Source organism: Cohnella phaseoli, assembly GCF_003386235.1.
Taxonomy (GTDB): Bacteria; Bacillota; Bacilli; order Paenibacillales; family Paenibacillaceae; genus Cohnella; species Cohnella phaseoli.
This window is the reverse complement of the sequence record NZ_QRDZ01000007.1, coordinates 61,738-87,792: the sequence shown is the minus strand read 5'-3', so window position 1 is coordinate 87,792 and position 26,055 is coordinate 61,738. Positions and strand designations below refer to the sequence as shown.

Annotated in this window: 17 protein-coding genes; 14 read left to right on the top strand and 3 right to left on the bottom strand. The window is 56.4% G+C overall.

Features of this window, described 5'->3' with window-relative positions; translation table 11 throughout:
• The first annotated feature begins 24 nt into the window (after positions 1–24).
• From argF to DFP98_RS10750, 5 genes are all read left to right on the top strand, one after another.
• Positions 25–984 carry an ornithine carbamoyltransferase gene (argF, locus tag DFP98_RS10770; protein WP_116060594.1) on the top strand — a complete coding sequence of 320 codons (960 nt, stop codon included), beginning with the start codon at positions 25–27 and terminating at the stop codon, positions 982–984.
• 79 nt (positions 985–1,063) lie between these two features.
• Complete coding sequence (locus DFP98_RS10765) at positions 1,064–2,302, top strand: argininosuccinate synthase (RefSeq protein ID WP_116060593.1); 1,239 nt, start codon at positions 1,064–1,066, stop codon at positions 2,300–2,302.
• 355 nt (positions 2,303–2,657) lie between these two features.
• Positions 2,658–4,073 carry an argininosuccinate lyase gene (argH, locus tag DFP98_RS10760; protein WP_116060592.1) on the top strand — a complete coding sequence of 472 codons (1,416 nt, stop codon included), beginning with the start codon at positions 2,658–2,660 and terminating at the stop codon, positions 4,071–4,073.
• A 146-nt stretch (positions 4,074–4,219) separates the two neighbouring features.
• Positions 4,220–5,143 (top strand): Rpn family recombination-promoting nuclease/putative transposase, encoded by a 924-nt coding sequence (locus tag DFP98_RS10755; protein WP_181917614.1) that lies wholly within the window; start codon positions 4,220–4,222, stop codon positions 5,141–5,143.
• A gap of 320 nt (positions 5,144–5,463) precedes the next feature.
• Complete coding sequence (locus tag DFP98_RS10750; RefSeq protein ID WP_181917613.1) at positions 5,464–6,162, top strand: SDR family oxidoreductase; 699 nt, start codon at positions 5,464–5,466, stop codon at positions 6,160–6,162.
• A 54-nt stretch (positions 6,163–6,216) separates the two neighbouring features.
• Here the strand turns inward: DFP98_RS10750 and DFP98_RS10745 are convergent, their stop codons facing one another.
• On the bottom strand, positions 6,217–7,791 hold the full coding sequence (locus DFP98_RS10745) for a response regulator (protein ID WP_116060589.1): 1,575 nt from the start codon (positions 7,789–7,791) through the stop codon (positions 6,217–6,219).
• Entirely contained in the window at positions 7,733–9,616 is a 1,884-nt protein-coding gene (locus DFP98_RS10740; protein WP_116060588.1) for a cache domain-containing sensor histidine kinase, read from the bottom strand. The genes DFP98_RS10745 and DFP98_RS10740 overlap by 59 nt, the downstream gene beginning before the upstream one ends.
• 228 nt (positions 9,617–9,844) lie before the next feature.
• On the opposite strand from DFP98_RS10740, the gene DFP98_RS39015 reads away from it, so the two are divergent.
• From DFP98_RS39015 to DFP98_RS10715, 5 genes are all read left to right on the top strand, one after another.
• Complete coding sequence (locus DFP98_RS39015; protein ID WP_181917612.1) at positions 9,845–11,155, top strand: ABC transporter substrate-binding protein; 1,311 nt, start codon at positions 9,845–9,847, stop codon at positions 11,153–11,155.
• Between the two features lie 83 nt (positions 11,156–11,238).
• A complete protein-coding gene (locus DFP98_RS10730; protein WP_116060587.1) occupies positions 11,239–12,108 on the top strand; it encodes a carbohydrate ABC transporter permease in 870 nt (289 codons plus the stop codon).
• Position 12,109: 1 nt separating this feature from the next.
• Positions 12,110–12,928, top strand: a complete 819-nt coding sequence (locus tag DFP98_RS10725; RefSeq protein ID WP_116060586.1) for a carbohydrate ABC transporter permease — start codon at positions 12,110–12,112, stop codon at positions 12,926–12,928.
• Positions 12,929–12,965: 37 nt separating this feature from the next.
• On the top strand, positions 12,966–17,120 hold the full coding sequence (locus tag DFP98_RS10720; protein WP_181917611.1) for a DUF4082 domain-containing protein: 4,155 nt from the start codon (positions 12,966–12,968) through the stop codon (positions 17,118–17,120).
• A 65-nt stretch (positions 17,121–17,185) separates the two neighbouring features.
• Entirely contained in the window at positions 17,186–19,111 is a 1,926-nt protein-coding gene (locus DFP98_RS10715) for a DUF4838 domain-containing protein (RefSeq protein WP_181917610.1), read from the top strand.
• 439 nt (positions 19,112–19,550) lie between these two features.
• On the opposite strand, the gene DFP98_RS10710 is transcribed toward DFP98_RS10715, so the two are convergent.
• Positions 19,551–21,059 (bottom strand): VanW family protein, encoded by a 1,509-nt coding sequence (locus DFP98_RS10710; RefSeq protein ID WP_181917609.1) that lies wholly within the window; start codon positions 21,057–21,059, stop codon positions 19,551–19,553.
• A gap of 326 nt (positions 21,060–21,385) precedes the next feature.
• On the opposite strand from DFP98_RS10710, the gene ftsE reads away from it, so the two are divergent.
• The 4 genes from ftsE (at position 21,386) to DFP98_RS10690 (ending at position 25,996) form a co-directional block, all read left to right on the top strand.
• Positions 21,386–22,072, top strand: a complete 687-nt coding sequence (gene ftsE, locus DFP98_RS10705; protein ID WP_116060582.1) for a cell division ATP-binding protein FtsE — start codon at positions 21,386–21,388, stop codon at positions 22,070–22,072.
• Positions 22,062–22,979, top strand: a complete 918-nt coding sequence (ftsX, locus tag DFP98_RS10700; protein WP_116060581.1) for a permease-like cell division protein FtsX — start codon at positions 22,062–22,064, stop codon at positions 22,977–22,979. Before ftsE ends, ftsX begins: the two co-directional genes overlap by 11 nt.
• 43 nt (positions 22,980–23,022) lie before the next feature.
• Positions 23,023–24,192, top strand: a complete 1,170-nt coding sequence (locus DFP98_RS10695) for a peptidoglycan DD-metalloendopeptidase family protein (RefSeq protein WP_116060580.1) — start codon at positions 23,023–23,025, stop codon at positions 24,190–24,192.
• Between the two features lie 325 nt (positions 24,193–24,517).
• Complete coding sequence (locus tag DFP98_RS10690) at positions 24,518–25,996, top strand: S41 family peptidase (protein WP_116060579.1); 1,479 nt, start codon at positions 24,518–24,520, stop codon at positions 25,994–25,996.
• Positions 25,997–26,055 lie beyond the last annotated feature (59 nt).

Here is a 26,055-nt window from a genome sequence, read left to right as displayed (position 1 = left end):
GCAAATAGAGAAGGAGGGTTTGCCATGACTACGGCAGCGAGCCTGGAACAGATTGCGGCACAACTGAAAGGCCGGGATTTTCTCGGTTTGGTGGACTTTAGCCCCGAAGAGATTCGGTACCTGCTCGATCTTGCGGTCGAGATTAAACGTAAACATAAAGCCGGGGAAGCGTATCAGCCTCTAAAAGGCAAATCTCTCGGTATGATCTTCGAGAAATCGTCCACGCGTACGCGCGTATCCTTCGAGGTTGGCATGTACCAGCTCGGCGGCCAGGCGTTGTTCCTGAGCCGCAACGACATTCAGATGGGACGCGGAGAAACGATTCTCGACACGGCTCAGGTCATGTCTCGGTACTTGGACGGCATGATCCTGCGTACGTTTGGTCACCGCAACGTTGTGGAATTGGCGCGCGGCGCGACGATTCCCGTCATCAACGCACTATCCGATCAGTCCCACCCATGCCAAGCGCTGGCCGATTATCAGACGGCTCTGGAGCACAAAGGCAAGCTGGAAGGGCTGAAAGTTGCCTACATCGGCGACGGCAACAATGTACTTCATTCCTTGATGATGGGCGCGGCCAAGCTCGGCATGCACTTCTCCAGCGCATCGCCGGAAGGCTATGACCCGTCCGAGCGCTCCGTCCAGTCGTCGATTGAAGCGGCGGCGGAAACCGGCGGCAGCGTGCGAATTCTGCGCGATCCCCGCGAAGCGATCGAAGGAGCGGACATCGTCTACACCGACGTGTGGGCGAGCATGGGCTTCGAGGAAGAGCAGAAGGAGCGCGAGAAGGCGTTCAAAAACTATCAGGTGAACGAAGAACTTGTGAAGTACGCGAATCCGGATTACCTGTTTATGCACTGCCTGCCTGCGCACCGCGGCGAGGAAGTGTCGGAGGGCGTCATCGACGGCAAGAACTCCGTTATTTTCGACGAGGCGGAAAATCGTCTGCACGCGCAGAAAGCGATCATGGCCGCAATTATGTAAATCTGTCGACCGAACCCGGGAGATAGCGGCAATATTTATTGCATATCCACTTTTCAGTTCAAAGGAGCTTCTAATTTCCATGGCAAAGAACAAAATCGTGCTGGCTTACTCCGGCGGCTTGGACACTTCGGTTATTCTGACTTGGCTGAAAGAAACGTATGACGCCGAGATTATCACCTTCACCGCCGACATCGGCCAGAAGGACGAACTGGACGGCCTTGAGGAAAAAGCGCTCAAAACCGGCGCATCCAAAGTGTACATCGACGATCTTCGCGCCGAGTTCGCGAAAGATTTCATTTTCCCGATGTTCCAGGCAGGCGCTCTTTACGAAGGGCAATACCTGCTGGGCACAAGCATCGCGCGTCCGCTCATCGCTAAGCGCATGGTTGAAATCGCGCAAGCGGAAGGCGCAACCTACATCGCGCACGGCGCAACGGGCAAAGGCAACGACCAGGTTCGTTTTGAACTGACGGCCGCTGCGCTTGCTCCTAACATTCAAGTGCTGGCTCCATGGCGCGACGAAGCGTTCCGCGCCGCGTTCCCGGGACGTGCGGAGATGATCGCTTATGCGGAGAAGCATGGCATTCCGGTTCAAGCATCCGCTGCCAAGCCGTATTCGACGGACCGCAACCTGCTGCACATCAGCTTCGAGAGCGGCATGCTGGAGGACCCTTGGTTCGATCCAAGCGCTCCGGAAGTGGAAGAGATGTACGTGCTCAGCGTTTCCCCGGAGAGAGCTCCGGATCAAGCTGAATATATCGAGCTGGATTTCGAGGCCGGCAACTGCGTGGCTATCAACGGCGAGCGTCTGAGCCCGCTTGACGTCATGGAGAAGCTGAACGAAGTCGGCGGCAAGCACGGCATCGGCCGCGTCGACATGGTGGAAAACCGCTTCGTCGGCATGAAAAGCCGCGGCGTGTACGAAACGCCGGGCGGCAGCATCCTGTTCGCCGCTCACCGCAAAATCGAGTCTTTGACCATGGATCGCGACGTGATGCATTTGCGCGATTCCCTGATCTCCAAATACAGCACGCTTGTGTACAACGGCTTCTGGTTTGCTCCTGAGCGCCTGGCCATCCAAGCGCTCGTCAACGAAAGCCAGCAGAACGTGGCAGGCACCGTGCGCCTTAAGCTGTACAAGGGCAACATCATCGCCGCCGGACTGAAAAGCCCGGTCAGCCTCTACAACCCGCACATTGCGACGATGGAGGCCGATCCTACGCAAGCGTACGATCAAGGCGACGCTACCGGCTTTATCCGCCTGAACGCTCTGCGCCTGAAGGTTTCTTCCGGCGTCAACGGAGCTTCCGGCATTTAATCGATAAAGTGTAAAAGGGAGAACCGCGCCCGAAGCCTGCCAAACCATCCCCCGCCAGCCGGGGCTATGACGGGAGGCACCTTCGCCGCGCGGCGCTCCCCTTTTGCCGTTTATCGGCGGGTGGCGTTGAGCGTGAGACTTTGCGCATCGGTTAACGGTCTGGCAGGCCGTTACAGGTCCGTGAACGCGGGAGTTTGGTGCTCTAACGGTCTGCCAGACCGTTACAGGTCCGTGAACGCGAGAGCTTGGTGCTCTTAACGGTCCGCCAGACCGTAACGTGCTCCTCCGCACCTAGAGGGACGCCGAGGGAACGGATGAGGTTACTCGATAAGGATAAGAGAGGGGTATTCGGATTATGAGCAAGCTGTGGGGGGGCCGTTTTACGAAACAAACGGACCAACTTGTGGAAGAATATACGGCGTCGATTACATTTGATAAAGAGCTGGCTGAGGAGGATATCCAAGGCAGTCTGGCGCATGTGACGATGCTTGGCAAGTGCGGCATTTTGCCGGCGGAGGATGTAGAGACGATCAAGGCAGGCTTGCTGAAGGTACGCGAGAAAATCCGCAGCGGCGAGCAGCAGTTCCTGATCGCCGACGAAGATATCCATATGAATATCGAGAAAGCGCTGATCGAAGAGATCGGCCCTGTCGGAGGCAAGCTGCACACGGGACGCAGCCGCAACGACCAGGTGGCGACGGATATGCACCTGTACCTCCGCAAGCGCGTTGTCGAATTCGTCGAGATGCTGCGCAAGCTCCAGGCGGCGCTGATCGGACAAGCCAAGCAAAATCTCGACACGATCGTGCCGGGCTACACGCATCTACAGCGGGCGCAGCCGATTCTGTTTGCGCATCATCTGATGGCGTACGTATCGATGTTTGGCCGCGATATCGAGCGCCTTCAGGACAGCTACAAGCGTATCGACGCGCTGCCGCTGGGCGCCGGAGCTCTAGCCGGCACGACGTTTGCGATTGATCGTCATTTTACTGCGGAACAGTTGAACTTCGGACGCGTCTATGAGAATAGCCTTGACGCTGTCAGCGACCGCGACTTTATCGTGGAGTTTCTCGCCGGCGCCTCGCTGATCATGACGCATCTGTCGCGCCTGAGCGAAGAGTTGATCCTCTGGTCGAGCACCGAATTCCAGTTCGTTGAACTTGACGACGCGTTCTGCACCGGCTCCAGCATCATGCCGCAGAAGAAAAATCCGGACGTACCGGAGCTCGTTCGCGGCAAAACCGGTCGAGTATACGGCAACCTCGTCGGCCTGCTGACCGTGCTGAAGTCGCTGCCGCTCGCCTACAACAAGGACATGCAGGAAGACAAGGAAGGCATGTTCGATACGGTCAAAACACTGCAAGGAGCGCTCCAACTGTTCGCCTCGATGATCGAGACGATGAAGGTGCGCAAGGACAAGATGCGCCGTGCCGTCGATCAGGACTTCTCCAACGCGACGGACATCGCCGATTTTCTGGTCGGCAAAGGGCTGCCTTTCCGCCAAGCGCATGAGGTTATCGGCAAGACGGTGCTGTACTGCATCCAGCAGAACAAGTTCCTGCTCGATCTTACACTGGACGAGTTCAAGCAGTTCTCCGATCTGTTCGACGACCGGATCTACGCCGTGCTGCAGCCGGAAGCGGTCGTTAACGCTCGTAACGTCTACGGCGGCACGGCGACTCCTCAGGTGGAAGCTGCTATCGCACGCGCAGAAGCGGAGCTGTCCCATACAACGAAATGGGTGGAAGAGTACGAACAGAAAAGCCAATAAAAATAGGCCTGTTCATGAGCCGAGATATCAGGTAAGATAAAGCCAATATCATAAATTCGGTCGTGAAGCACACGCCGCTTGCTCCCTTATTGGGGAGTGGGCGGCGTTTTGTTTTAAACGACCGTCGAAGAAGGCGAGGAATGCGAATGAACGATAAAAAAGCCAAACCTCACGACGAAGCGTTCAAGAAGCTGCTGCAGACGTTTTTTGCGGAGTTTATCGAGCTCTTTTTCCCGGAGCTCAGCTCTTCGCTGGATCATCGTCATACTCGATTATTGATGCAGGAACTGCTTGTCGATGTCGTAGGCGAAGAGGCTAAAACCTTGGACCTGCTGCTGGAAACCCGATATAAAGCGCTCGACGCTTATATTCTTGTGCATATGGAGCCACAGTCGTATCATCAAAAGGACTTCCGCGAACGGATGTTCATCTACTTCAGCCGTTTGTTCGAGAGGCATCGCAAGGAGCATCGGATGATTATCCCGATTGCCATTTTTACTGCGGGGCAAGGACCGGAGGAGCCGGATACGTTTGTAATGGCAATGCCTGATCATGAGATCGTCCGTTTCAAGTTTCTGAAAGTCGAACTGAGAGCTATGGATTGGAGGCGGTTTATCGCCTCGGATAATCCTGTGGCTGCTGCGCTCTTAGCTAAGATGGGGTACAATGAGAAGGAGAAAAGAGAAATGCGTTCGGCCTATTTGCGAATGCTTTTACGGCTCAGATACAAGCTCGACGACGTGCGAATGGCGCTTTTGATGTCGGTGGCGGATTTATATTTCGAGCCTAATCAGACCGAGGACGAGAAGCTGTTGGACGAAATATTGAAAGACTATCCGGAGGAAAGGGTGAAGATGATGGAGCTCATGCCCGCTTGGAAACGTTGGGGGTACGAGGAAGGGATTCAAGAAGGCTTGGAAAAAGGAAAAGCCGAGGGAATTGCCGAAGGAATTGCCGAAGAGCGTGCCTCGATTGTCCGTCGGATGATCGCCAAAGGATTTACTCCGGGACAAGTGGCGGATACCCTCGAAATTCCGCTAGTCGAAGTGGAGAAGCTCCGCAAGCTCTGAATGTAGTCTGAAGTTCCGGCTCCGACCGGCGTCGATGCGATTCCTCTCCATGGCGAACTGGCCGATCATCCTAAAATCACCGTATTGGAGGGCGTTGCGTTGCCGGCTCATGCCAAATCGGTCGTGCCGATCCGGGGTCGACATTTTATGCTCGAGTTGCTGATTACGTAAAAGCCATACTTGCTTGATTTGGGGAGTGCGACCGGGGTCACCTAGTGATCGCAAGAGAACGGCAATACGGCCGGTTTGTGCCAGTGACTACAGGAGAACTAATCCGGAATGGAGTTGACATAAACAACAAGATGGGAGCAGGGACAACGATGAAGGTATTGATTACCGGAGCAAGCAGAGGAATTGGATTAGAGATGGTAAAGAAGTTTGCCGAGCAGGGGCACGACGTTATCGCAGCTGTGCGCAATCCGGCGACGGCGGACAAGCTTGCGGGCTTGAAGACGGCTCATGGCAACAAAATCACGATCCTAGAGCTGGATGCCGCCGACGAGAGTTCGGTACGGGCGGCTGCCGGGCAAGTTAAGGCATCATTTGGTCATGTGGACATTCTCATCAATAACGCCGCCATCGCCATCGGCCGGAAGGATGGCGTCGAGAGCGCCGAATTGGAAGACTACGAGGCGACGTTCCAGACGAACGTGTTCGGTCCTGTGCGAGTGTGCAAGCACTTTGTTCCGCTTCTTCGGGAGAGCGACCGGGCGATGATTCTCAACATGTCGTCGGCTTCCGGCATTATTCAGGACGTTCGAAGCCCGGACTATTCCTACGGCATGTCCAAGGCTGCGCTTAATATGTTTACCGGCAAGCTGCGGCATGAGCTGGCTGATAGCGGTATAATCGTCTACGCGATTCATCCCGGCTGGGTTCGCACCGACCAAGGCGGGCCCGAGGCTCCGCTAGACGTCTCGGAGCCGGCGCAGCAAATCTATGAACTGGCTACCGCATTGCGCAAGCCGGATCACAACGGCTTCTTCATTCATGCCGACGGTTCGAGCCTTCCATTCTAAGACCGACAAGCCGCCCAGACTCTTGGGCGGCTTGTTTCGCTTACTGGAGCGACACTACCGCTTCTCCAACCTCTTCCTATATTCTGACGGGCTGCAGCCTTCAAACTTCTTGAACAGACGGCTAAAGTAGAAAGGATCGGAGAACCCGAGCAATTCGCCGATTTCCTTCGCCAGCAGCTCCGGGGCGGAGCGGATCAGCTGCTTGGCCTTCTCGATCTTGAGATAAGCGAGATATTCGATCAGCGGCATCCCTCTGTGCAGCTTGAACAGCTTGCTCAAATAGGGAGCGGTGAGGCCGACGCCTGAGGCGAGCTCCTTCGGATCGAAATTGCGATGGCAATTCGCTATCAGATAGTCGTCGAGCTTGTCGACGACTCCTTCCGGAGAGTCGCGGGAAGCGCTGCTTTCCTCGAACAAAGCATTCTCAAGCCGAGTCACCAGAAATTCGCTCATAGTTTCGCCCGAAGTAACGCCCTCCAAACATTCGTCGACGACGGAATCGATATCGGCTTCCCTTCGCCAGTACCCTTCGCCTACAGCATGAAGGGTTCGCTTCACAAGAGACGTGAAGTCCGGAACGGGAAGTCGCGCTAAAAGCCATTCTCCGATTAGCGAGGACATTTCGACTTTGAACAAGCTTTTCTGCTGCAATTGAACCATCGATCTCAATGAGCTCAACCGCTCGTTCGTCAGAACGGCGACAGGTGAGCTGCCACCCGCTGCTTCGAACGTTTCGCTCTCGCGTATCAGCTTGGATACCCCATGCTCGGCCCTCCGCCGCAGCAAATCCCGGAGAAATCCTAGCGATTCGGAGAGATCCGCCAATTGGGCCCTCGGCTCTCCAATCGCGACGTTAACTGCCGACCCCGACTTCCCGCTTAGCCAATGCTGCATCGCTATCGCCAATTGCTCTCTTTCCGCAAACTTCCCGTCGACATCACCGTCACCATAACCATCACAGTCGCCATCACCATCACCATCACCGTAACCACGACTATTGTATTCCACGATCGCGATTTTCTCCAAGGGCGTTCTCCCGCTTAATACCCGGATCGCAGCGCCAGGAACCGCCAGCGCGGAGGCAAGCTCCGCTTCCAAGTCCATAGCGTTTGCCCCCATTCCGGACGTTCCGTCGCATTGCGCCACAAGCAGAGCCAGCGATTGGCCGGCAAACAACGCTTCGGAAAATTCGCCGCTGATCAGCTCGCCCTGCAGCACGGAGAGCAGCACCGCCCGCTTTTTCTGCTCCCGCCGCTCCCCGAGCATCGCTTCCAGCTTGATCAGCACCTCCCGCACATCGTCTGGAGACACCGGCTTCAGCAAATAGTCGTAGGCCTGAAATTTCAGCGCTTCCTTGGCATAGTCGAAATCCCGGTAACCGCTCAGAATGACGAACGGGAGCTCGGGGTGCTTTTGCCGGATCGCCTTGATTAATTCCAAGCCGTCCATGACCGGCATGCGAATGTCGGTGAACAGAACGTCTGGAGTTTCCTCCTCCAACTTCCGTAGAGCGTCCGCCCCGTTGATCGCGGTAGCCGTCACCTGGAAAAGCGTGGAATTCCGCTCGATCTCATACCGAATGTCCCGAATCAAAGGCGGCTCGTCTTCGACTACCATCACCCTGTACATGTCCGTCCTCCGTTCCCGTTTTGATTTTTCCGCCAAAGCTTACCTTTAGTCCCCGTTCCGGAGCGTTGGCGATTTTCATCGTCGCGCTTTCTCCATGCAGAAGCATCAGCCTCGCATACGTGTTGACGATTCCCAGACTATCCGGTCCCGTTCGCAGCTCTTCCTCCGATCTCCCGTCGCGAGAGAACAAAGCCTCGATTCTCGCCTTAAGCGACTCCAAAGCCGCCTCATCGGCTCCCGCCCCGTCGTCAAGGACGGAAATTTCCCAGCGTCCGCCGTCAACCCGTCCCTCGATCCGAATATGCCAAGGAGGGGGAACGGAGGAGAAGGCATGCTTCATCGCATTCTCCACGAAGGGCTGGAGGGTGATTCTCGGAAGCTCAATGTTCTTCAACTCGGAATCGATGTCGATCTCATACTCGAAATGCTCCTCGTAGCGGTATTTCAACAGAATCAAGTAATTCCGCGTATATTCGATTTCGTCCTCGACCCGAACGAAGTCGGAGGAGGAGGTCGTATAGCGAAGCAGCGAGGAGAGCTGCCTGCACATTTCCGCGACCTTCTCGGGCTGCTCGCCGTGCTTGGCCGCGGCTCCGATCGTCGCTAACGTGTTATGGATAAAGTGCGGATTAATCTGGGATTGGAGAGCCACCAGTTGCGCCTTGGCCTCCCGTTCGCCCGCCTCGGTCAATTGCTCGATCGAAAGCTGCAAGCGTGAAAACATTTTTCGAAACAATCGGTCGAGCTGCTGCAGCTCGTTGTTTTTGTCCGAATGATCGATGTTCAGTGCCAAATTGCTCAAGGTCACCTGCTTAAGCGAGCTGCCCAGCGTCCGAAGAGGGAGGGTAAGCCGCTTCGAGCTGCGATGAAGGACGAGCAGCGTCGCCAGCAGAAACAGCAAGCCTGCGCCGACAATCAGCGCGTTCAGCCGGCCAACGGAAGCTAACGCCTGCTCTCGAGACTGAGCGATGGCCAGCACATGTCCGGTCAGCGGAGATTCGCGGTAGGCGAGCAGTATCGGTTCGCCCGCACTGTTCCGAACAGATGCCGAACCGCTGGGTCCTGCAAGCACGTAACGCTTGTACAACGCGGCATCTTCGGCAGAACCCGAGACCGAGGCCGAGACATCGACGGACGGTCGAGGGTAGAACAGATCGCCGCTCGCGTCGAAAATATAGAACTCCGAATCGATCGCAGGGTCGGGCTCATATAAGCGAGCCAGATCGCTATATCTTTGCTGCACTTCGATATAGCCGTATTCCTTGCCCGCCGTATCCTTGATTTTGCGGCTAAGGGAAAACACCGGAACCTGAAGCTGCGACCAATTGTCGAGATGCGGGGGAAGCAGCGTGAAGCTGCCGTCCCCGTCCGCCAGCGGTGCGAAGACCGGGATGCTATCCAGTCCGGCTTGGAAGAGCGCTTCCGCATTGTCTACCGACTGAGGGGAGAGGGCGTACCGATGCTCGAAATTAAAAGCGACGATTTTATAGGCGGAGCTGAAAGGACCGTTGATCGAGAAAATCGTATTGGCCAGCTTCCTCGTCTCTTGAACCCCAAGGTCGGGAAGGCTGGCCGGGTTATAGAGATGCTTGGCCAGGTTTTCGTCCAGCAACAAGCTGACGTTGATCCGCTCCATATCCTTCACGCGCCCGTCGAACTGCTCCGTTATTTTCTGAAGCAGGCGTTCGGTTCCGGTATATACCTCTTTTTGGACCATTTTCGAGGCGTACACGGCCAAGGCGGCGACAAAGCCGGCGATGATCAACAGAATAAGAATCGAATAAGTGACGAAAATTTTCGTCTGAAGGCTCCAATTTTTCAGCATCCGCCCGCCCTCGCTTTCGCAATGCTCCGACTTTTCTGCCTAATGTACCAGACGATTCGACAATTCGTCAAACGCCCGGCCAGCGCGTTATTTTTGTGCCGAATCGTACATGCGTTTTTCCTAACGAGTCCATTCTTCTTCCTGCTGAACGCGTTTACAATAGAAATCGGGACATGTCCGAAGCTCGACAAAACAGTCAGACATCCATATGAACGGGGGAATCGGCAAGTGAATTTACGTCTACGGAAACCCGCGATAGCTCTTCTAACGAGCTTCGTCTTGATTATGCTCGCGGCATGCGGATCGGGGAATAAGGCAGAACCGTCTGCCAGCGGCTCGCAGCCCGCATCCGAAACGCCGTCGGCCAGCCAGGAGACGGCGCCGGAGAAAGTGACGCTTTCGATCATGGTCGGAGGCAACAACAAATTCTATGAAACGATTACTAAGGAATACACAAAGCGCAATCCGCATGTGACCTTCGATCTGCAGACGGTCGACGGAAGCCAGTACGACACGCTGCTCAGAACGCGCATCGCGACGAAGAACCTGCCGGATATTATCGGACATAACGTCTCCGACATGGCGAGAAGATACAACCCGGCCGACAATTTCGTCGATCTGTCCGGCGAACCGTGGGTCGCCCGTCTCGTTAATCCCGACATTCTCAAAATCGGCGGCAAGATTTACAATCTGCCTTTCGCCGCTTCCGGCTCCGCGCTGGGCATCGTCTATAACAAGAAAATATTTGCAGATCTCAACCTGAGCGTACCAAGAAAGTTCGAGGAGCTGTTGCAGGTCAGCGAGACGTTGAAGACGAACGGCATTACGCCGTTCTACCTGGGGAACAAGGACGGCTGGGTCGCGCAAATCTGGGGATTGACCACGTTCTCGGAAGTCGTCAAGGACACCGACATCATGGACAACATCAACGCCAACCAGCTCAAGCATGCGGACGTTCCGGGCTTCGAAGAGGCTTTGGGACAAATCATGCAGTTGTTCGAGAAAGGCTACGTGAACGAAGACCATCTCTCCGTCGGATTCGACGGTCTGGGGGCGGCGATGAATTCGGGGAAAGCGGCCATGACCGTGCTTGGAGACTTTATCGAAGCGGGAGAGCAATTGGGCGACTACGGCATCTTCGCCACGCCTGGCGTGGATAATCCCGACCTGACCGTCGGCACTGTAACCGGCTGGTTCATCTCCAAAAACTCCAAAAACATCGAAGAAGCGAAGAAGTTTCTGGACTTCTGGAGCCAGCCGGACATTATCGGCATTCAGTACGCGGAAGATCCGAGATTCTCGGCGTTCAAGGACGTCCAGGTCAGCTTTAACCCGCTCATGCAAGGAGAATACGACGAGTACATCTCCCAAGGCAAGGTCGTGCGTCAATACAACGATCTGATCGCCGTAGATACGTCCGAGCTGTTCCGGCTCTATCAGGACATGTTCGGCAAAGGCAAGACGCCTAAGCAGGTGCTGGAGGCTTGGGACGAGAAAGTCGCCGAGCTGGCCAAAGCCGCCGAGCTGCCGGGCTGGTAAGCGATAAGGCGCAGCCGCCGAAGAAGAGGCCGACGACAAGGAAGCCTCTTCTTCCTTTATTCACAGACTCGGAGGAAGACGCCATGAATGCTAGACGGCTTTACCCGCTTTTTTATCTGTATCCCGCTCTGCTGATTTATTTGGCGCTGTTTATTTTTCCGACCTTGTTCAGCTTCGTCTACTCGTTTACGGATTGGAACGCTTATCGCGATACGATCCGGTTTACCGGGCTCGACAACTTCGTCAAAATAACGAAAAACGCCGACCTGATGCTGTCGATCGGCAACACGGTTCTGTTCGCCTTCGTGACCAGTATCGGGAAAAACGTGCTTGGCCTGCTGCTCGCGGTCGCCCTGTGCAGCCGGATCGGATTCAAGCGGCTGTTTCGCACCGTTTTTTTCCTTCCGACCGTGCTCAGCTTTATTGTCGTCGGCGTACTATTTACGGCGCTGCTGCATCCCGACGGCTTCCTTAACCAGTTTCTCGGCTTTATCGGACTGGGAGGACTACGACAGGAGTGGCTGGTGGACCGAAGCATCGTCATGTATACGGTCAGCTTCGTCGACGTGTGGAAGGGCACCGGCTTTCATATGATTATTTTTATGGCCGGTCTGCTCGCGATCCCGCGCGATTACGGAGAAGCCGCGCAGATTGACGGAGCGAATCCGTTTCAGGAGTTTTTCCGCATCAAGCTGCCGCTCATGATGCAGGCGGTCAGCGTTAACGTCGTGCTCAGTCTGATCGCCGGCTTCAAAGTGTTCGAGCAGGTGTTCGTGCTGACGAACGGCGGGCCGGGTTATGCATCCTCGGTGCTGAACTCGATCGCCTTCCAGATGTTCGGGGACGGCCGCTGGGGACTCGGCACGGCGATGAACCTGATTCTGTTTTTGCTCATTACGGCCATCTCCTTCCTGATGCTGGCCTATTTCAAAAGAAAAGAAGTGGACATCTAGCATGAGAAAACGGATAGGAAAGCCTCTACTGGAGCTCGTGCTCGTCGTTGCCGCCTTCTTCTACTTTTTTCCCGTGCTGATGATGATTCTCGGTTCGTTCAAGAGCAGCATGGAGGCGTCCGCCTTCGATCGGCTGTGGCCCGAGGTGTGGGAGTTCGGAAACTTCCGGCAAGTGCTGTCCGGTGAGAGAATGCTGCAATCGCTGAGCAACAGTGTGATCATCTCTATGTTCTCGATCGTGCTGACGGTCGTACTGGCGGCGGTAGCATCCTTCGTCACGGCGAGAAGGCAAAGCCGGTTTGCGTCGGGAGCGTATTTTCTGTTCATCGCGGGCCTCGTCGCGCCTCTGATGTACATTCCAACGATCAAAACGCTGCAATTTCTGAGCCTGATGAATACGTTCACCGGCTTGATTCTGGTCGTCGTCGCGACGAATCTTCCGTTCGCCGTCTTTCTGTTTACCGGCTTTATTAAAGGCATTCCGCGCGAGCTGGACGAGTCGGCTTTCGTGGACGGCTTCGGCACGACGAGAATTTTTTGGTCGATCATTCTGCCCTTGCTGGCGCCGGTTATCGCAACACAATCGATTCTGATGCTGGTCGGCGTGTGGAACGATCTGAGCATGCCGCTGTTTTTCCTGAACGACAGCAGCAAATGGACGCTCCCGATGCTCGTTTACAATTTTATTAGTCAATACGTGCGGAACTGGAATCTGGTATATGCGTTTCTAATTTTAGTTTCGCTGCCCGTGGTCGTCTTGTTTATCGCGGGGCAGAAGCATTTCGTGTCCGGACTGATGTCCGGCGCGGTCAAAGGCTGACAATGCTCGACAACCCAAGATGAGGAGAGGAAACAACATGAACCGTTTGTCCGCGGCACTTCGAATCTGCTTGGCCATTGTTTTGAGTTTGACCGGAACGTTATCGCTTTCATCAAAGCCTTATTCCCAGGTTAGCGCCTCGGCCGGTTGGCCCGTCACCGCTACGATCTCCAATGAGAACGGCGGGCCGGTGTTCAAAATTAACGGGACGCCCGTTGTTCCGCAGTTTAACTACGGCAGCACGATGAAAATCCATCCGAACTACGGTCCGTTTCTGGATACGATTACGATGGCCCAGTCGCGCGACGTGCACGTGACGTTCTGGATCAACGTGCTGGACGACATGGCCTGGAACGAGCAGGTTAATGAGGATGTGTTCGCTCGCGACTCCCAAGCCTACGGCATTTTGCGCATCGGCATCGCCGACGGGCAGCTTTTCGATCTGGCGGCCGATCAGCACGCGGTGACGGAGCGGGGGCTGCGTTCCGGGTGGCCGTCGTTGGCGTCCCAGGATTGGCGGGATCAACTGGACGACCTGGTCGTCGATTATATTGCCTGGCTGAAGCAGCAGCCCTATGCGGACCGGATTCTGGGCTTTCAGATTATGAACATGGACAGCGGAGAATGGTACTTCGACTCCAACAGCGAGGGCAGAATCGGTGCGGGAGAGGATTACTCGCCTCCGATGGTCGCGGCGTTCCGGCAATGGCTGACCGCCAAGTACGGGACCGACGCGGCGCTGCAAGCGGCGTGGAACGATTCCGGAGTGACGCTGACAACGGCTGGCATTCCGACGCTGGCCGAGAGAGATCATTCGGAGGAAAATTTCTTCCGTTCGATAGCCGTTGAAGGCAAGGCCATTGATTATCAGACTTTCTACAGCAAAAAGATAGCGGAGACAATCGACTTCGCGGGGGGACTGTTCAAGCGGGAAACGGGAGGGCAGACGCTGCTCGGCTCGATGTACGGCTATCATTACGTCGCCGCCCACTACGCGCGTCCGTCCAATAACGGCCACTATGCACTGGGCGATGTGCTGGCTTCCTCCACCGTCGATTTCATCAGCGCCCCCGTCAAATACGGGGATCGCGCCATGGGCGTAAACGCGGGACCGATGGGCTCCTTCGACTCGCTGGCGCTGCATGGCAAAATGTTCATTCTGGAAAACGACACCCGCACGCATCTCGTGGACGGACTGCCTTACCGCGACGATATTTTGTTCACCCCGAGAACGTACTCGTTGGACGAGACGCTTGAAGCGTTGCGGAGGGAGACGGGCAATCAGATCGTCACCGGAGGCGGCCAGTACTTGATGGACATCAACTCCAAGGGCTGGTTTAAGCAGGAGGAGATTTGGGACGAGTATCAGAAGCTGTTATCCGTGCAAGCGAGTCGTTATCTGCAAAGCGCCGACCGGCAGTTCAAGCCGGACGTGGCGGTCATCGTGGACGAGAACTCGCTTCCGTACCATACGTTAAACGTCAATCAGGTAACGCCGACCAACAATCCTTATGGCCCGCAGTACCATCTGGATTACGGATTTTTTCATCTGTTCGAGCAGCAGCAGCGGGAAATGGCCCGGAGCGGCGTGAAGTTCGGCTACTACGTGATGTCCGATCTGCCGAACATCCCCGATTCGGTCAAAACGTTCGTGTTCCTGAACGCATATCGCGCCACGTCGGCTCAGCGAACGGAGATTAACGCCTTGAAGCGGGACGACAACGTACTCGTTTTTCTGCGAGCGCCCGGCTATTTCAACGATTCCGGCTCCAGCGCCGCGAATATTACCGACTTGATCGGCATGACCGTCGCCAAGTCCGACTATTCCAGCCCAGCTACGATCATTTCCAATTTTGCCGACCCTGCTACCGAAGGCAGCGGAGCGACGACGATCGGAGGCTGGATGGTCGGTGAAGACAGCGGCGGCGTGGAAGCGGAATACGCGCACACTCCGTCCTTCCATGTCACGGACGCCTCCGCCGTCAAGCTCGGCTATTACGACGGAGAACCGGGCAAAACGGCCTTCGCCCGCAAGGACATGGGAACGTGGACCTCGATCTTTAGCGGCTCCGGACCGCTCAAGGCCGGATTGATCCGCTCGATCGCCGACAATCTGGGCGGCGCTCATGTGTATTCCTATGGCGGCAAAGACAATATCCGCACCGACGGCAAGCTGTTGATGGTTCATTCGGCGCCGGGCAACGCGGGGATAAAGTCGATTGCGCTGCCGAAGCCGTCGAGAGTGGTGGACGTGTTGAATCGGGCAACGGTAGGGGAGAACGTATCCAACTTCCGCTACGATCTGGAAGCCGAAGCGACTGCCCTATTCGCCGTCGTTCCTTACGACACTGCGGCCGTCGAAGCCGAAAGCGGTTCGGTCGTCCGAACAGGGACATGGAATGATGCGGCAAACCCTTCTTACTCCGGAGGCACTGCATTATCGTCGAACGCTCCAGGCTCGAAGCTGACGTTTTCTTTCTCCGGCCCGTATTTGTCGCTGATCGCATCCGCCGGACCGGACGGTGGCCGGATCGACGTCGAGATCGACGGCGTGAAATACCCTTACGCCGAGCTGTACGCTGCTCGGACCGAACACGCCAAGGAGTTTGTTCTGGCGCTGGATCTGCCCGCCGGAACGCACACCGCCACACTGACCGTGTCTGCGGACAAGCATCGTCTGTCCACGGGAACGGCTGCTGTCGCAGACGCGTTCGTTACCGCTTCGGCCCTGACGGCGGCAACGCCTGCGACCGCTCCCGAGTCGGGACGCGAGTCGATTCTGGCCGGAGAAACACCGACGGCGGCAGGCAACGATGCCCGCTACGAGCTCGGCACCCGGTTCAGGACGACGGTGGACGGTACGATTACGCATGTGAAGCTGTACGCGCATGCCAATGAAGGTGGACAGCACGATGTCTCCATCTGGCGAGCCGACGACGGGGTGCGGATAGCCGGTCCGTTGAATTGGACCTTCCCTGCGGGAACCGAGGGCTGGAAGCTGTTCGAGCTGCCATCGCCACTGGCCGTTCAAGCGGATACCGACTATATCGTCTCTGTCACGAACAGCGCGGCAGACAAACATTACGTCTATACGCCGCAAGGCTTCTCGCAACCGATCGAGCGGGGGCACCTGGTCTCTTACGCGGGCAGCGGCGTCAACTCGTCTCAATTGGGAGAGATGCCGACGTATTCGTTTAACGGCACGAATTATTTCCGGGATATCGTGTTCACTCCGAACAACGGCAGAAGCCTGCAGGCCGGGCAAGTCCCGGAGCGCTTTGACAGCGATGCGGTGTACGAGCTTGGAACCCGATTCTCCGCCAACACAAACGGTTACGTGACGAGAGCAAGAATCTACGCGCATGAGAACGAGGCAGGCGTTCACAAGGTATCACTGTGGAACGCCGCCGACGGAACGCTGCTGGCCGGTCCTTACGATTGGAACGTAAGCGCCGGTTCGTCCGGCTGGAAGGAGTTCGTCTTGCCGGAGCCAGTGAGGATCAAGGCCGGCGCCGACTACGTCGTGTCGGTCACGAACAGCGTGTATGACAAGCTGTATGCCGTCAGCGGGCAAGGGGGTCCTTCGGGTCCATCTGGAAGCGGAAGTTTCGTCTCCTATGAGGAAGGCGTAAGCTCGGCTTCGATCGGAACGATGCCGACCTATGCGTTTAACGACACGAATTACTTTCGGGACGTCGTCTTCGTAGCGGATCACGAGCAGACCGCTCTGGGATCGGAAGTTCCGCTCGGCTTCTCCAACGATGCCCGTTACGAGTTGGGGACGAAGTTCAAGACGACGGTCGACGGCCGCATTGTCGGCGTTCGGCTGTACGCTCATCCGGACGAAGGGGGAGCTCATCTGGTCTCTCTCTGGCGAGTAAGCGACGGGCAGAGAATCGCGGGTCCGTATACGTGGAACGTGTCCACGCGGCATGCCGGATGGCGGGAGTTCCTGCTGCCCGAGCCGGTTGCCGTCTCCGCCGGGACGGACTATATCGTCTCGATCACGAACGGACCGTCGGATTATTATTACGCTGCGACTCCGCACGGCTTTGCCCAATCGAACTCGAACGGGGATCTGGTTACCTACACGGGCAGCGGAGTAAGCACGACCGCGATCGGAACGATGCCGATCTATACGTTTAACGATACGAACTATTTCCGGGACGTTCTGTTCGTGCCCGAACAATAGCAAGCGGGAAGGCGCGGCGCCTGATGCGGACCGTGCCTTCCCTTATATTTAAGGAGATGATCCTTTTGAAAAAGGAAAAAAGCTTTTGTTTAGCAGACTATCGCGAATCCGGGTTGCTTCTATCACTTCCCTCGTCGCCTCATGAAACGTTGCGATTTGCCGCAGACGAGTTGAAGATGCATCTGGCGCTTGCTGGCTATCGTTGTTCAGCAGAGGAGGAGAGGGCGGCGGAAAACGGCGGGCTTGCGCTTCGCTTCGCCGGTTCCAGGAACGACATGGGGGAAGAGGAGTTTGAGCTTGCCGCTGAGAACGGCTGTATGGTCATCGTTGGCGGCAGCCCAAGAGCGGTATTGTATGGCGCCTATCGCTTTCTGGAGGAGCATGCTGGAATTGCCTGGCCGACGCCTGAACACCGCTCTGTTCCCATGGACAAACCCGCAACGATAACCGGCAGCCGACGCTTCAAACCGTCGTTTCCGAGAAGGGGAATCGTCCTGGAAAGCGCGGAGACGTCCGAATACGCCTTGGCTCTCATCGATTGGTCCGCCAAAAACGGCTTAAACGATCTGTTTTTTACAATCGAGCTATGGGAGCGGGACGCAGAACAATTAAGGCCCGAGCTTGCTAAACGCCAATTGAGGCTGACATTGGGCGGCCATAATCTGGACAGATTTTTCCCTGCTGCGGAGCTTTATTCGGAGCATCCGGAATGGTTTGCGTTGGCGGGCGAGGAAGGCGTACGAATGACCGATCAGCCGTGCTACTCGTGCGAGGCAGGCGTCAAGGTCATGATCGGAAACATCGTCTCTTTCGTGGAGCGGGAGCTGGAAAAGGGCGTCGTGCTGCGGACGCTGTCGCTGTGGCCCAACGACAACAAGCGCGTATGCGGCTGCACCGCTTGCCGCGAAGCCGGGTTCATAGCCACTTATACAGGGTTTCTCGATCGGCTTCGCCAAGCGTTCGAGACGAATGGCATCGAGGTAAACGTAGAGCACATCGCCTACAATGCGCAGTTGGAATGGCGCATGTTGGAGGACGTTCCGGCATCAAGCGAGCTGGATACTTTGATCGCCTGCTGGGGGCGGAACTATCGGGACTCGTTCGAGGCGCCGACGCTGCCGCGCGACGCCAGGTTCAAAGCGGCTGTCGACCGATGGGCGGAGGCGTGCGGGACGTTCGGAACCGCCTGGACGGCGTTCGAATATTACTCCGACTACTGGATGCTGACCTCCTTGTTTCCGCCATTGTTTCGAACGATCGGAGAGGACATGGCTTATTTTCGTCGCATCGGGGCGACCGGCGTCATGAGCTTAATCGTGCCTTACGGCAAGTCGGTCCGTATTATCCGGGAGGAGATCGAGGGACAGGCGGTGAACGCAGCCGACGCCGGACGGGAGATGGACTCGGAGCGAGCCGCGATGTGGCCGAATCTATACGTGTTTGCCCGGATGTCTTGGGGTGGAGAAGAGATGGGAACGGCGATTGATCGCTTATGCCGTCATCTGTATGGATCGCGTGCCGAGATCTGCCGAGAGAAGCTGGAGCGGCTGTCGGACGCCTTGTCTGGACTAACGGCGTACAATACGGAGTTTTTCAAGCTCAGATTTACCGATACGTGGCTGAGGACGGACGGGGAGGCCGTTTTCGGCTGGCAGCCCGCGGCAGATGACGGAGCCGTTCCCCGCGCTCGGATCGCCGAATGCCGGCGGGCGTTGGCCATTCTCGAAGCGCCTCTTGCCGCCGCCGATACTTCTGCTATCGAGCCTAGCGCCGACACAGCTGAATTGACGCGCTACTATAATTTTGTCTCTACCAAGCTTCGCTCCATCCTCTCGCAATCGTTGGGCCAGCTTTGCGCCATCGAACAGCGGTGGGAGGAGGCTGCGACTCATTGGCGGGAGGCTTTGGAGCGGGAGAGCGAGATCGACGGCTGGGATCGGGAAAACTGCACGAAATGGCTGCAGGCGGCGATGTCGCATGCTCGCGAATAACCGGATTTGAACGAAGGCCAATAGGACGTACTGGTAGTGGAGCAATCCGTGGCCTCCACCTCGCAGATTGAGCGGGTCCAAGGCACATTTATGGCCTCCACTTCGCAGCTTGGGAGGAGCCAAGGCACATTCTTGGCCTCCACCCCGTAGATTGAGCGGGTCCAAGGCACATTCTTGGCCTCCACCTCGCAGATTGAACGGGTCCAAGGCACATTCATGGCCTCCACCTCGCAGCTTGGGAGGAGCAAAGGCACATTCTTGGCCTCCACCTCGCAGCTAGAGCGGGTCCAAGGCACATTTATGGCCTCCACCTAGCAGCTTGGGAGGAGCCAAGGCACATTCTTGGCCTCCACCTCGCAGCTTGGGAGGAGCCAAGGCACATTCATGGCCTCCACTCCACTGCCTGGCCGTTTGCTTATCTTACAGCGTCATGCTTCCCTCACACCGGCTCTACAATAACGCCGTCTTCCGGAGCCGGAGTATTGGGAGCCGGCTCCGAGCCCGATCCGCCGCCCGGCGTCTGTTCGGCGCCCTGAGGCTTCAGCCGCGGGTCGTTCGGGTGGACGGCGATCACCGTGTCTTGCGTGCGATACGTGTCCTTGGACAGCTTTTTGCGCTCAGCGATTTTTCCATCGATCAGCTTCACGAGGAACGCCTCGACAACATAGCCGTTCTCGCCCTTTTGCAGCACGCTCTGCTTGCCTAGCGCGACGGAGCTGTCGGCGACGTAGACCGTTTTCGGCGGGTTAACTTTCACTTGAGCGGTTTCCGTTTTGTAGGATACGCGTTCGTCCATCGTTCCGAACAGCTTGACCGTGACCGTTTTGTCCGCGACGACGGTGCGGATCAGCAGCTGTTTGCCGGTAGAGTTGCGGAACTTGAAGTTGACGTAGCCGTCCGCGAACGTGGCGTCGAGTCCGCGCGGCAAGTAGCTGACCGGCAGCGAATGATTGCGTCGCTCGACGATCTCCAGCCCGGCCAGCAGCGCGGCGTTGTACAGCGTACTCGACACCTGGCAGATGCCGCCGCCGATGCCGGGCGTCAGCTTGCCCTTAAGAATAACCGGCGCTTCCTTGTAGCCGTGTTCTTTTTCCGCTTTGGCGACGATTTTGCCGTATTCGAACACTTCCCCCGGCTGCAGCAGCGTGTCGTTCAGCGACAGCGCGGCTGCGGTGACATTGTGCGAGCGACCTTCTCCGCTTGTAGTGAACGATGTGGTGAATTCGACAATTTTGCGTTCAAGCCCGTCTTCCCTCAGCTTGGCGACCGTAATTTCGGGAGGCGTCTCGACGATAGCGGCCGGGACGAGCCGCGAGCTGCTGCCGATATCCGCCAACGAGGACGGGGCCAGCCCGCGGATGGCTTCAATCGCCGGGCCCAGCTCGATGCTCCGGCCCATCTTTTCCGGTGTGTACACGACATTGTCGCGTTCGTCGATCGTACGGCTCGCGTCGGCCCCTTTTTCCCGCACTAGGTCTCCCCATGTCTGCTTCGCAGCCTGCTCCAGCCGTTCCGAATCCCACGCCACGTCAATGCCGTATGAGGCTCCCTGTTCGCCATAAATCCGCAGCTTCGCCCGTTCCCACCAGGAGTAATCGAGGCGGCGCTCGATCGCCTGGATCGCCTCGTCAGCCGCGATTCGTAAGCCGAGCTCCTCAAGCGTCAAAGCCGGAATACCCGCGCTCGAACTCGCTCCCGTCGTACTAACCGCGCTGACCGGCCCCCCGAGACTGCTCGGATCCAGCGACACTTGAACGGCCTGCGCTTCCGCTATGCGCGCCCGGATCGTTGCCAAGGCCTCCTCCGGCGACTTGCCGCCGAGCTCGAGTCCGCCGACGCGGAAGCCGTCCGGCAGAGCTTGATCGCTTCCGTAGCTCATCGCGCTGCCGACTCCTGCGCCAACCAGTAGGAATACGAAGATAAGAACGATTATGCCGAGTTTTTTCATGCCGGACCCCTTCCTCCTTCTGCTTACGGCGTGACGGGACTGTCTTGTATTCATCGTCTGCGTCATTGTCGTTTTCTACCCGCCTTTCCTGCGATCAAATGACCGCAAACGTCTGTAAAATGTTTCTAATGAGTTATACTGCGGTTTCATCGATTCGTTCTTTCCAAAAATTAAAAATTTCTAAACAAATGGCTGAAGCCCAAGCCCAATAAGGCTCGGAAGTCCGCGCCTTCGACAGATTTCCCGGGCAATCGATCGACATAGAGAGGAAAATGAGGCATGATGTCGAAGTATCTAAAGTCTGAATCTTAACAGGAAGTGATACCGTGATCGAAATGCAGGACATCTGGAAGACCTATCCAGACGGCACGACAGCTCTTCAAAGCATTAACGTTGTGATCGACCGCAACGAATTCGTGTACATTGTGGGTCCGTCCGGTGCGGGTAAGTCCACCTTCATGAAGCTGATTTACCGAGAAGAATATCCATCGAAGGGACAAATCTCGGTCAACGGCTTTAATATAGGAAAACTGAAGCATCGCAAAATTCCGTTCGTGAGACGCAACATAGGGGTTGTTTTCCAAGACTACAAGCTTCTCCCGAAGCTGACGGCTTTCGAGAACGTGGCGTTCGCGATGGAAGTCATCGAGACGCCGCGCCGTCTCATTCGTCGCAGAACGATGGAAGTGCTCGAGCTTGTCGGCCTGAAGCATAAGGCGGGCAGCCTGCCGGCGCAGCTGTCGGGGGGCGAGCAGCAGAGAATCGCGATCGCTCGCGCGATCGTCAACAACCCTGCGGTAATCGTAGCGGACGAGCCTACGGGAAACCTGGACCCCGAGACTTCATGGGGCATTATGAACCTGTTGGAGGAGATTAATTTTCGCGGCACGACGATCGTCATGGCTACCCACAACAAGGAGATCGTGAATACGATGCGCAAGCGCGTAATCGCCATCGAACGGGGAACCATTGTGCGCGATCAGGCGAGAGGAGAATACGGCTATGAAATTTAGCACGATTCTCCGCCATATTCGGGAGGGCCTCAAGAACGTCGGCCGCAACGGCTGGATGACCTTCGCCTCGATGAGCTCCATCGGCATTTCCCTGTTTATTCTCGGCGTCTTTATGCTTCTGGCCATGAACGTCAACAAGCTGGCCGATCAGTTGGACAGCCAGGTCCAGATCAACGTTTACTTGCAGACCGGGACCGCCGAAGCGAAAGCGGAGGAGGTCGGGAGGCTGATCAAGCGGATTCCCCAGGTCAAGACGGTCACTTTTGTCTCCAAGGCAGAGGGGCTGCAGCGGTTTCGCGAGAGCATGGGCGAGGAAGGGCGGGAAGCGCTTGACGGGTACGACGAAGAGAACAATCCGCTGCCGGATTCCTTCGAGATCGAAGCGTTCGATCCGCAGCAGATCGCCTATATTGCCAAGCAGATCGAAGCGATTAATCTGACCGATCCCGAGAAGTCGATCGAGCGGGTCAAATACGGCAAAGACACGATTGAGAAGCTGTTCAGCATCACGAATGCGGTACGCAACATCGGAATCGTCATCGTGCTCGGTTTGACCGTAATGGCGATGTTCCTGATCTCGACGACGATCAAGACGACGATTATCGCTAGGCGCAGGGAGATTTCAATCATGAAGCTGGTCGGAGCCACGAACAGCTTTATCCGTTGGCCTTTTTTCATCGAAGGGGCGATTATCGGATTTTTCGGTTCGCTGGTGAGCGCCGTTATTCTAATGTTCGGATATTCTCAGATGGTCGAGTCGACCAGCGCAACCGTAGGGTTGTACATGATCCAGTTCGCGACGATGGACGAAGTCATGAACAGCGTAGGCGGCGCGATAATCGGGCTGGGAACGCTGCTCGGGATATTCGGAAGCACGATTTCAGTGCGCAGATACTTAAGGGTCTAATGATATTGTGGAATACGTCCACGCTATTCAGAGGAGGAGCCTAGTGAAAAAGAAGCTGTTGCTGTTACTCGCGATGCTGTTGGTTGTCGGTCTGGTCGGCCGACCGTATGATGGACAAGCTAAGACGGAGCTGGAGAAGATCGAGCAGGATCTTAAGGAGCTCAAGAAGGATATGGACCGAGCGGCCCACAACCAGAGATATGCGGAGAAAACGGTTCAAGAGCTGACAGGCAAGCAGGAAGCGACCAAGGAAGACATCGAGAAGCTGCTGGGCCGGATCGAGACGGTACAGAAGCGATTGGAAAATACGCAAGTGAAAATCGCAGAGTCGGAAGAGAAGCTGATCCAGACGGGCGTGGAGCTGGAGAATGCAATCAAGCAGCGCGACAACCGCGATCAGCTGATGGCGTCGCGGGTCAAGATGGCCTATACGGCAGGACCGGTATCGTTCCTGGACGTACTGCTCAGCTCCTCTAGCTTCTCCGATTTCCTGGAGCGGTACGATGCGGTAGAGGCGATCGCCGTACAGGATCGCAATATCCTCGACGAGAAGAAGAAGTATGCAGACGAGGTTGCCGCCTTGAAGCTCCAGAGCGAGCAGGAGCTTGAAGAAATCCGCTTGCTGTACGAAGAGATCGAGCAGCATAAGTCGACCTTGGAGCAGGAAGAGAAGGACAAGGAAGTGCTGATCGCCAAGCTGGCGGTGGAGATCGAAGAGCTGGAAGAGATTAGCGAGGAATCGGCCAAGCAGCTCACGGAGCTGGCGAAGAAGGCTTCCGAGCTGGAAGCGAAGAAGAACCGGATTAAGACTTACTACACGGGCGGCAAGCTGGGGATGCCTTTGAAGTCGGAGTACCGATTATCTTCTCCGTTCGGCTACAGGATTCATCCGATTACGGGCTCCAAGAAGCTGCATGCGGGCATGGACATGGCTGCGCCTAAGGGAACGCCGATCTATGCTGCGGAGACGGGCGTTGTCATCATCGCTCAATCGTGGAGCGGCTACGGAAACTGCGTCATTATCGATCACGGCGGCGGCTTGTGGACGTTGTACGGGCACATGAGCGAGATTTTGGCGAAAAAAGGCGATACGGTGAAACGCGGAGAAAAGATTGGACTGGTCGGATCGACGGGTCAATCGACAGGCAATCACTTGCATTTCGAAGTCCGCAAAAACTCCGAGCCGGTCGATCCGGCGCCTTACTTGAAGTAACAACGGTCAAGGGCAGTCGACTCCCGACGAATCGTCGAGAATCGGCTGCTTCTTTTTGGACAGGAATTGTCTAAATGAACTAAGCCTGTCATAATCTAACTATAAGTGTGAGTTCAAAAAGTCCGGTTTTCAGCGCCAAGAAGGTTGGATGAAGCTAGGAAATGAGGAGCGGAGCGTAGTGGGAGCTACGTGAGCACCGGAAGTTCCGGCTGAATTCAAGATTCGACGTCGAGTAGGCTTCCTGGGAGGCTTCGTGATCAAAATCGGACTTTTTGAATAACCTCTATAAGACGATAGACGAGGAAAATTTTGGGGAGTGGGGCATGTGGGATTCAGAGGTCGCACAGTCGCGGCATTGATGGCGCTAACGGCAGTAACGGCCTGCGTCGCGACCTATGCCGTCCTTGAATTTCCGAGGTGGAACGGAATAGCGACAGGGACGGCGGTCTGGGGAAACGGGCAGACTCAGGAAGGCCTTCGACAGAGCGAGATCGACAAGCTCAACAAGGCCGTGTCTCTGATCGAGAAGCGCTATCTCCTTCCTGCCGACCGCAACAGGCTGCTCGACGGAGCGCTGCAAGGCATGGTGGAATCGCTAAGCGACCCGTATTCCATATATAAGTCGGCTGACGAAGCCGATGCGTACGTTGACGCCCTTCAAGGGGCATTCACGGGCATTGGCGCAGAGCTGAGAATGGAAAAAGGGGCGGTAGTCGTCGAAGCGCCGATTCGGGGCTCTCCCGCTGAGAGAGCTGGACTGCAATCGCGCGACGTGCTTCTCTCGATTAACGGGGAAAGCCTGTACGGCTTATCCCTAAGCGAAGCTATAGCCAAGATTAGGGGGCCGAAGGGAACCAAAGCTAAGCTGAAGGTACAGCGGGCAGGCAGGGCGGAACCGCTGGACCTGGAGCTTGTTCGCGACCGGATCGACCCGATCGCGGTCGGGTCGGAGGTCGGGGAGGACGGCATCGGGCATCTGTTCATCAATCAGTTCACGAGCGAGACGGCGTCGCAAGTGGCCGAAGAGCTCGAAGCGATGAAGAGCCAGGGGCTTAAGGCTCTCGTGATCGATGTTCGGAACAACCCGGGAGGGTATCTTCAGTCGGTCGTGGAAGTTGCCGATCAGTTGCTGGAGAAAGGCAAGCCGATCGTGCAATCGGAATATCGCGACGGCCAGCGCAAAGTGGACGTTGCCGAGCATGGGGCGAAGAACGGCGAGCGGTACCCGCTAGTCGTGCTGATCAACAAAGGCAGCGCCAGCGCGTCGGAAATATTGGCAGGCGCTCTGAAGCAATCGGCCGGCGCCGTGCTTGTAGGAGATACGAGTTATGGCAAAGGAACCGTACAGGTTCATTTCAACAGTGAATTGGGCGATGACAGTCTGATCAAGCTGACCGTATACAAATGGCTGCTTCCGGACGGGACCTGGATCAACGAGCAGGGGCTTAAGCCGGATGTTCCGGTCGCTCAGCCCGATTATTTTCTGGCGTGGCGGCTGCCGCGAGACCGGGTGCTGAAGCTCGATTCGACCGGCGGAGACATCGGAAATTTGCAGACGATTCTGTCGGGCGTCGGTTATCCGACGGACCGCACGGACGGCTATTACAGCGAGAAGACCAAGCAGGCCGTCGAACGATTCCAGGCCGACGAATCGCTGCCGAAGACCGGCGAAGTCGATTCCGCAACAGCCCAACGGCTGGAAGAGAAGCTCTACTCCATTATTCAGGATAAAACCAACGACGCCCAGTGGCAGACGGCGCTCGCCGAAGCCCGCAAACTGCTGGAGTCATCGGAATCTCCATAAAATGGTGTGTTCCAAAGAAACGGCGGGAGAAGGATTTTCCCTCGCGCCGTCGAATATCA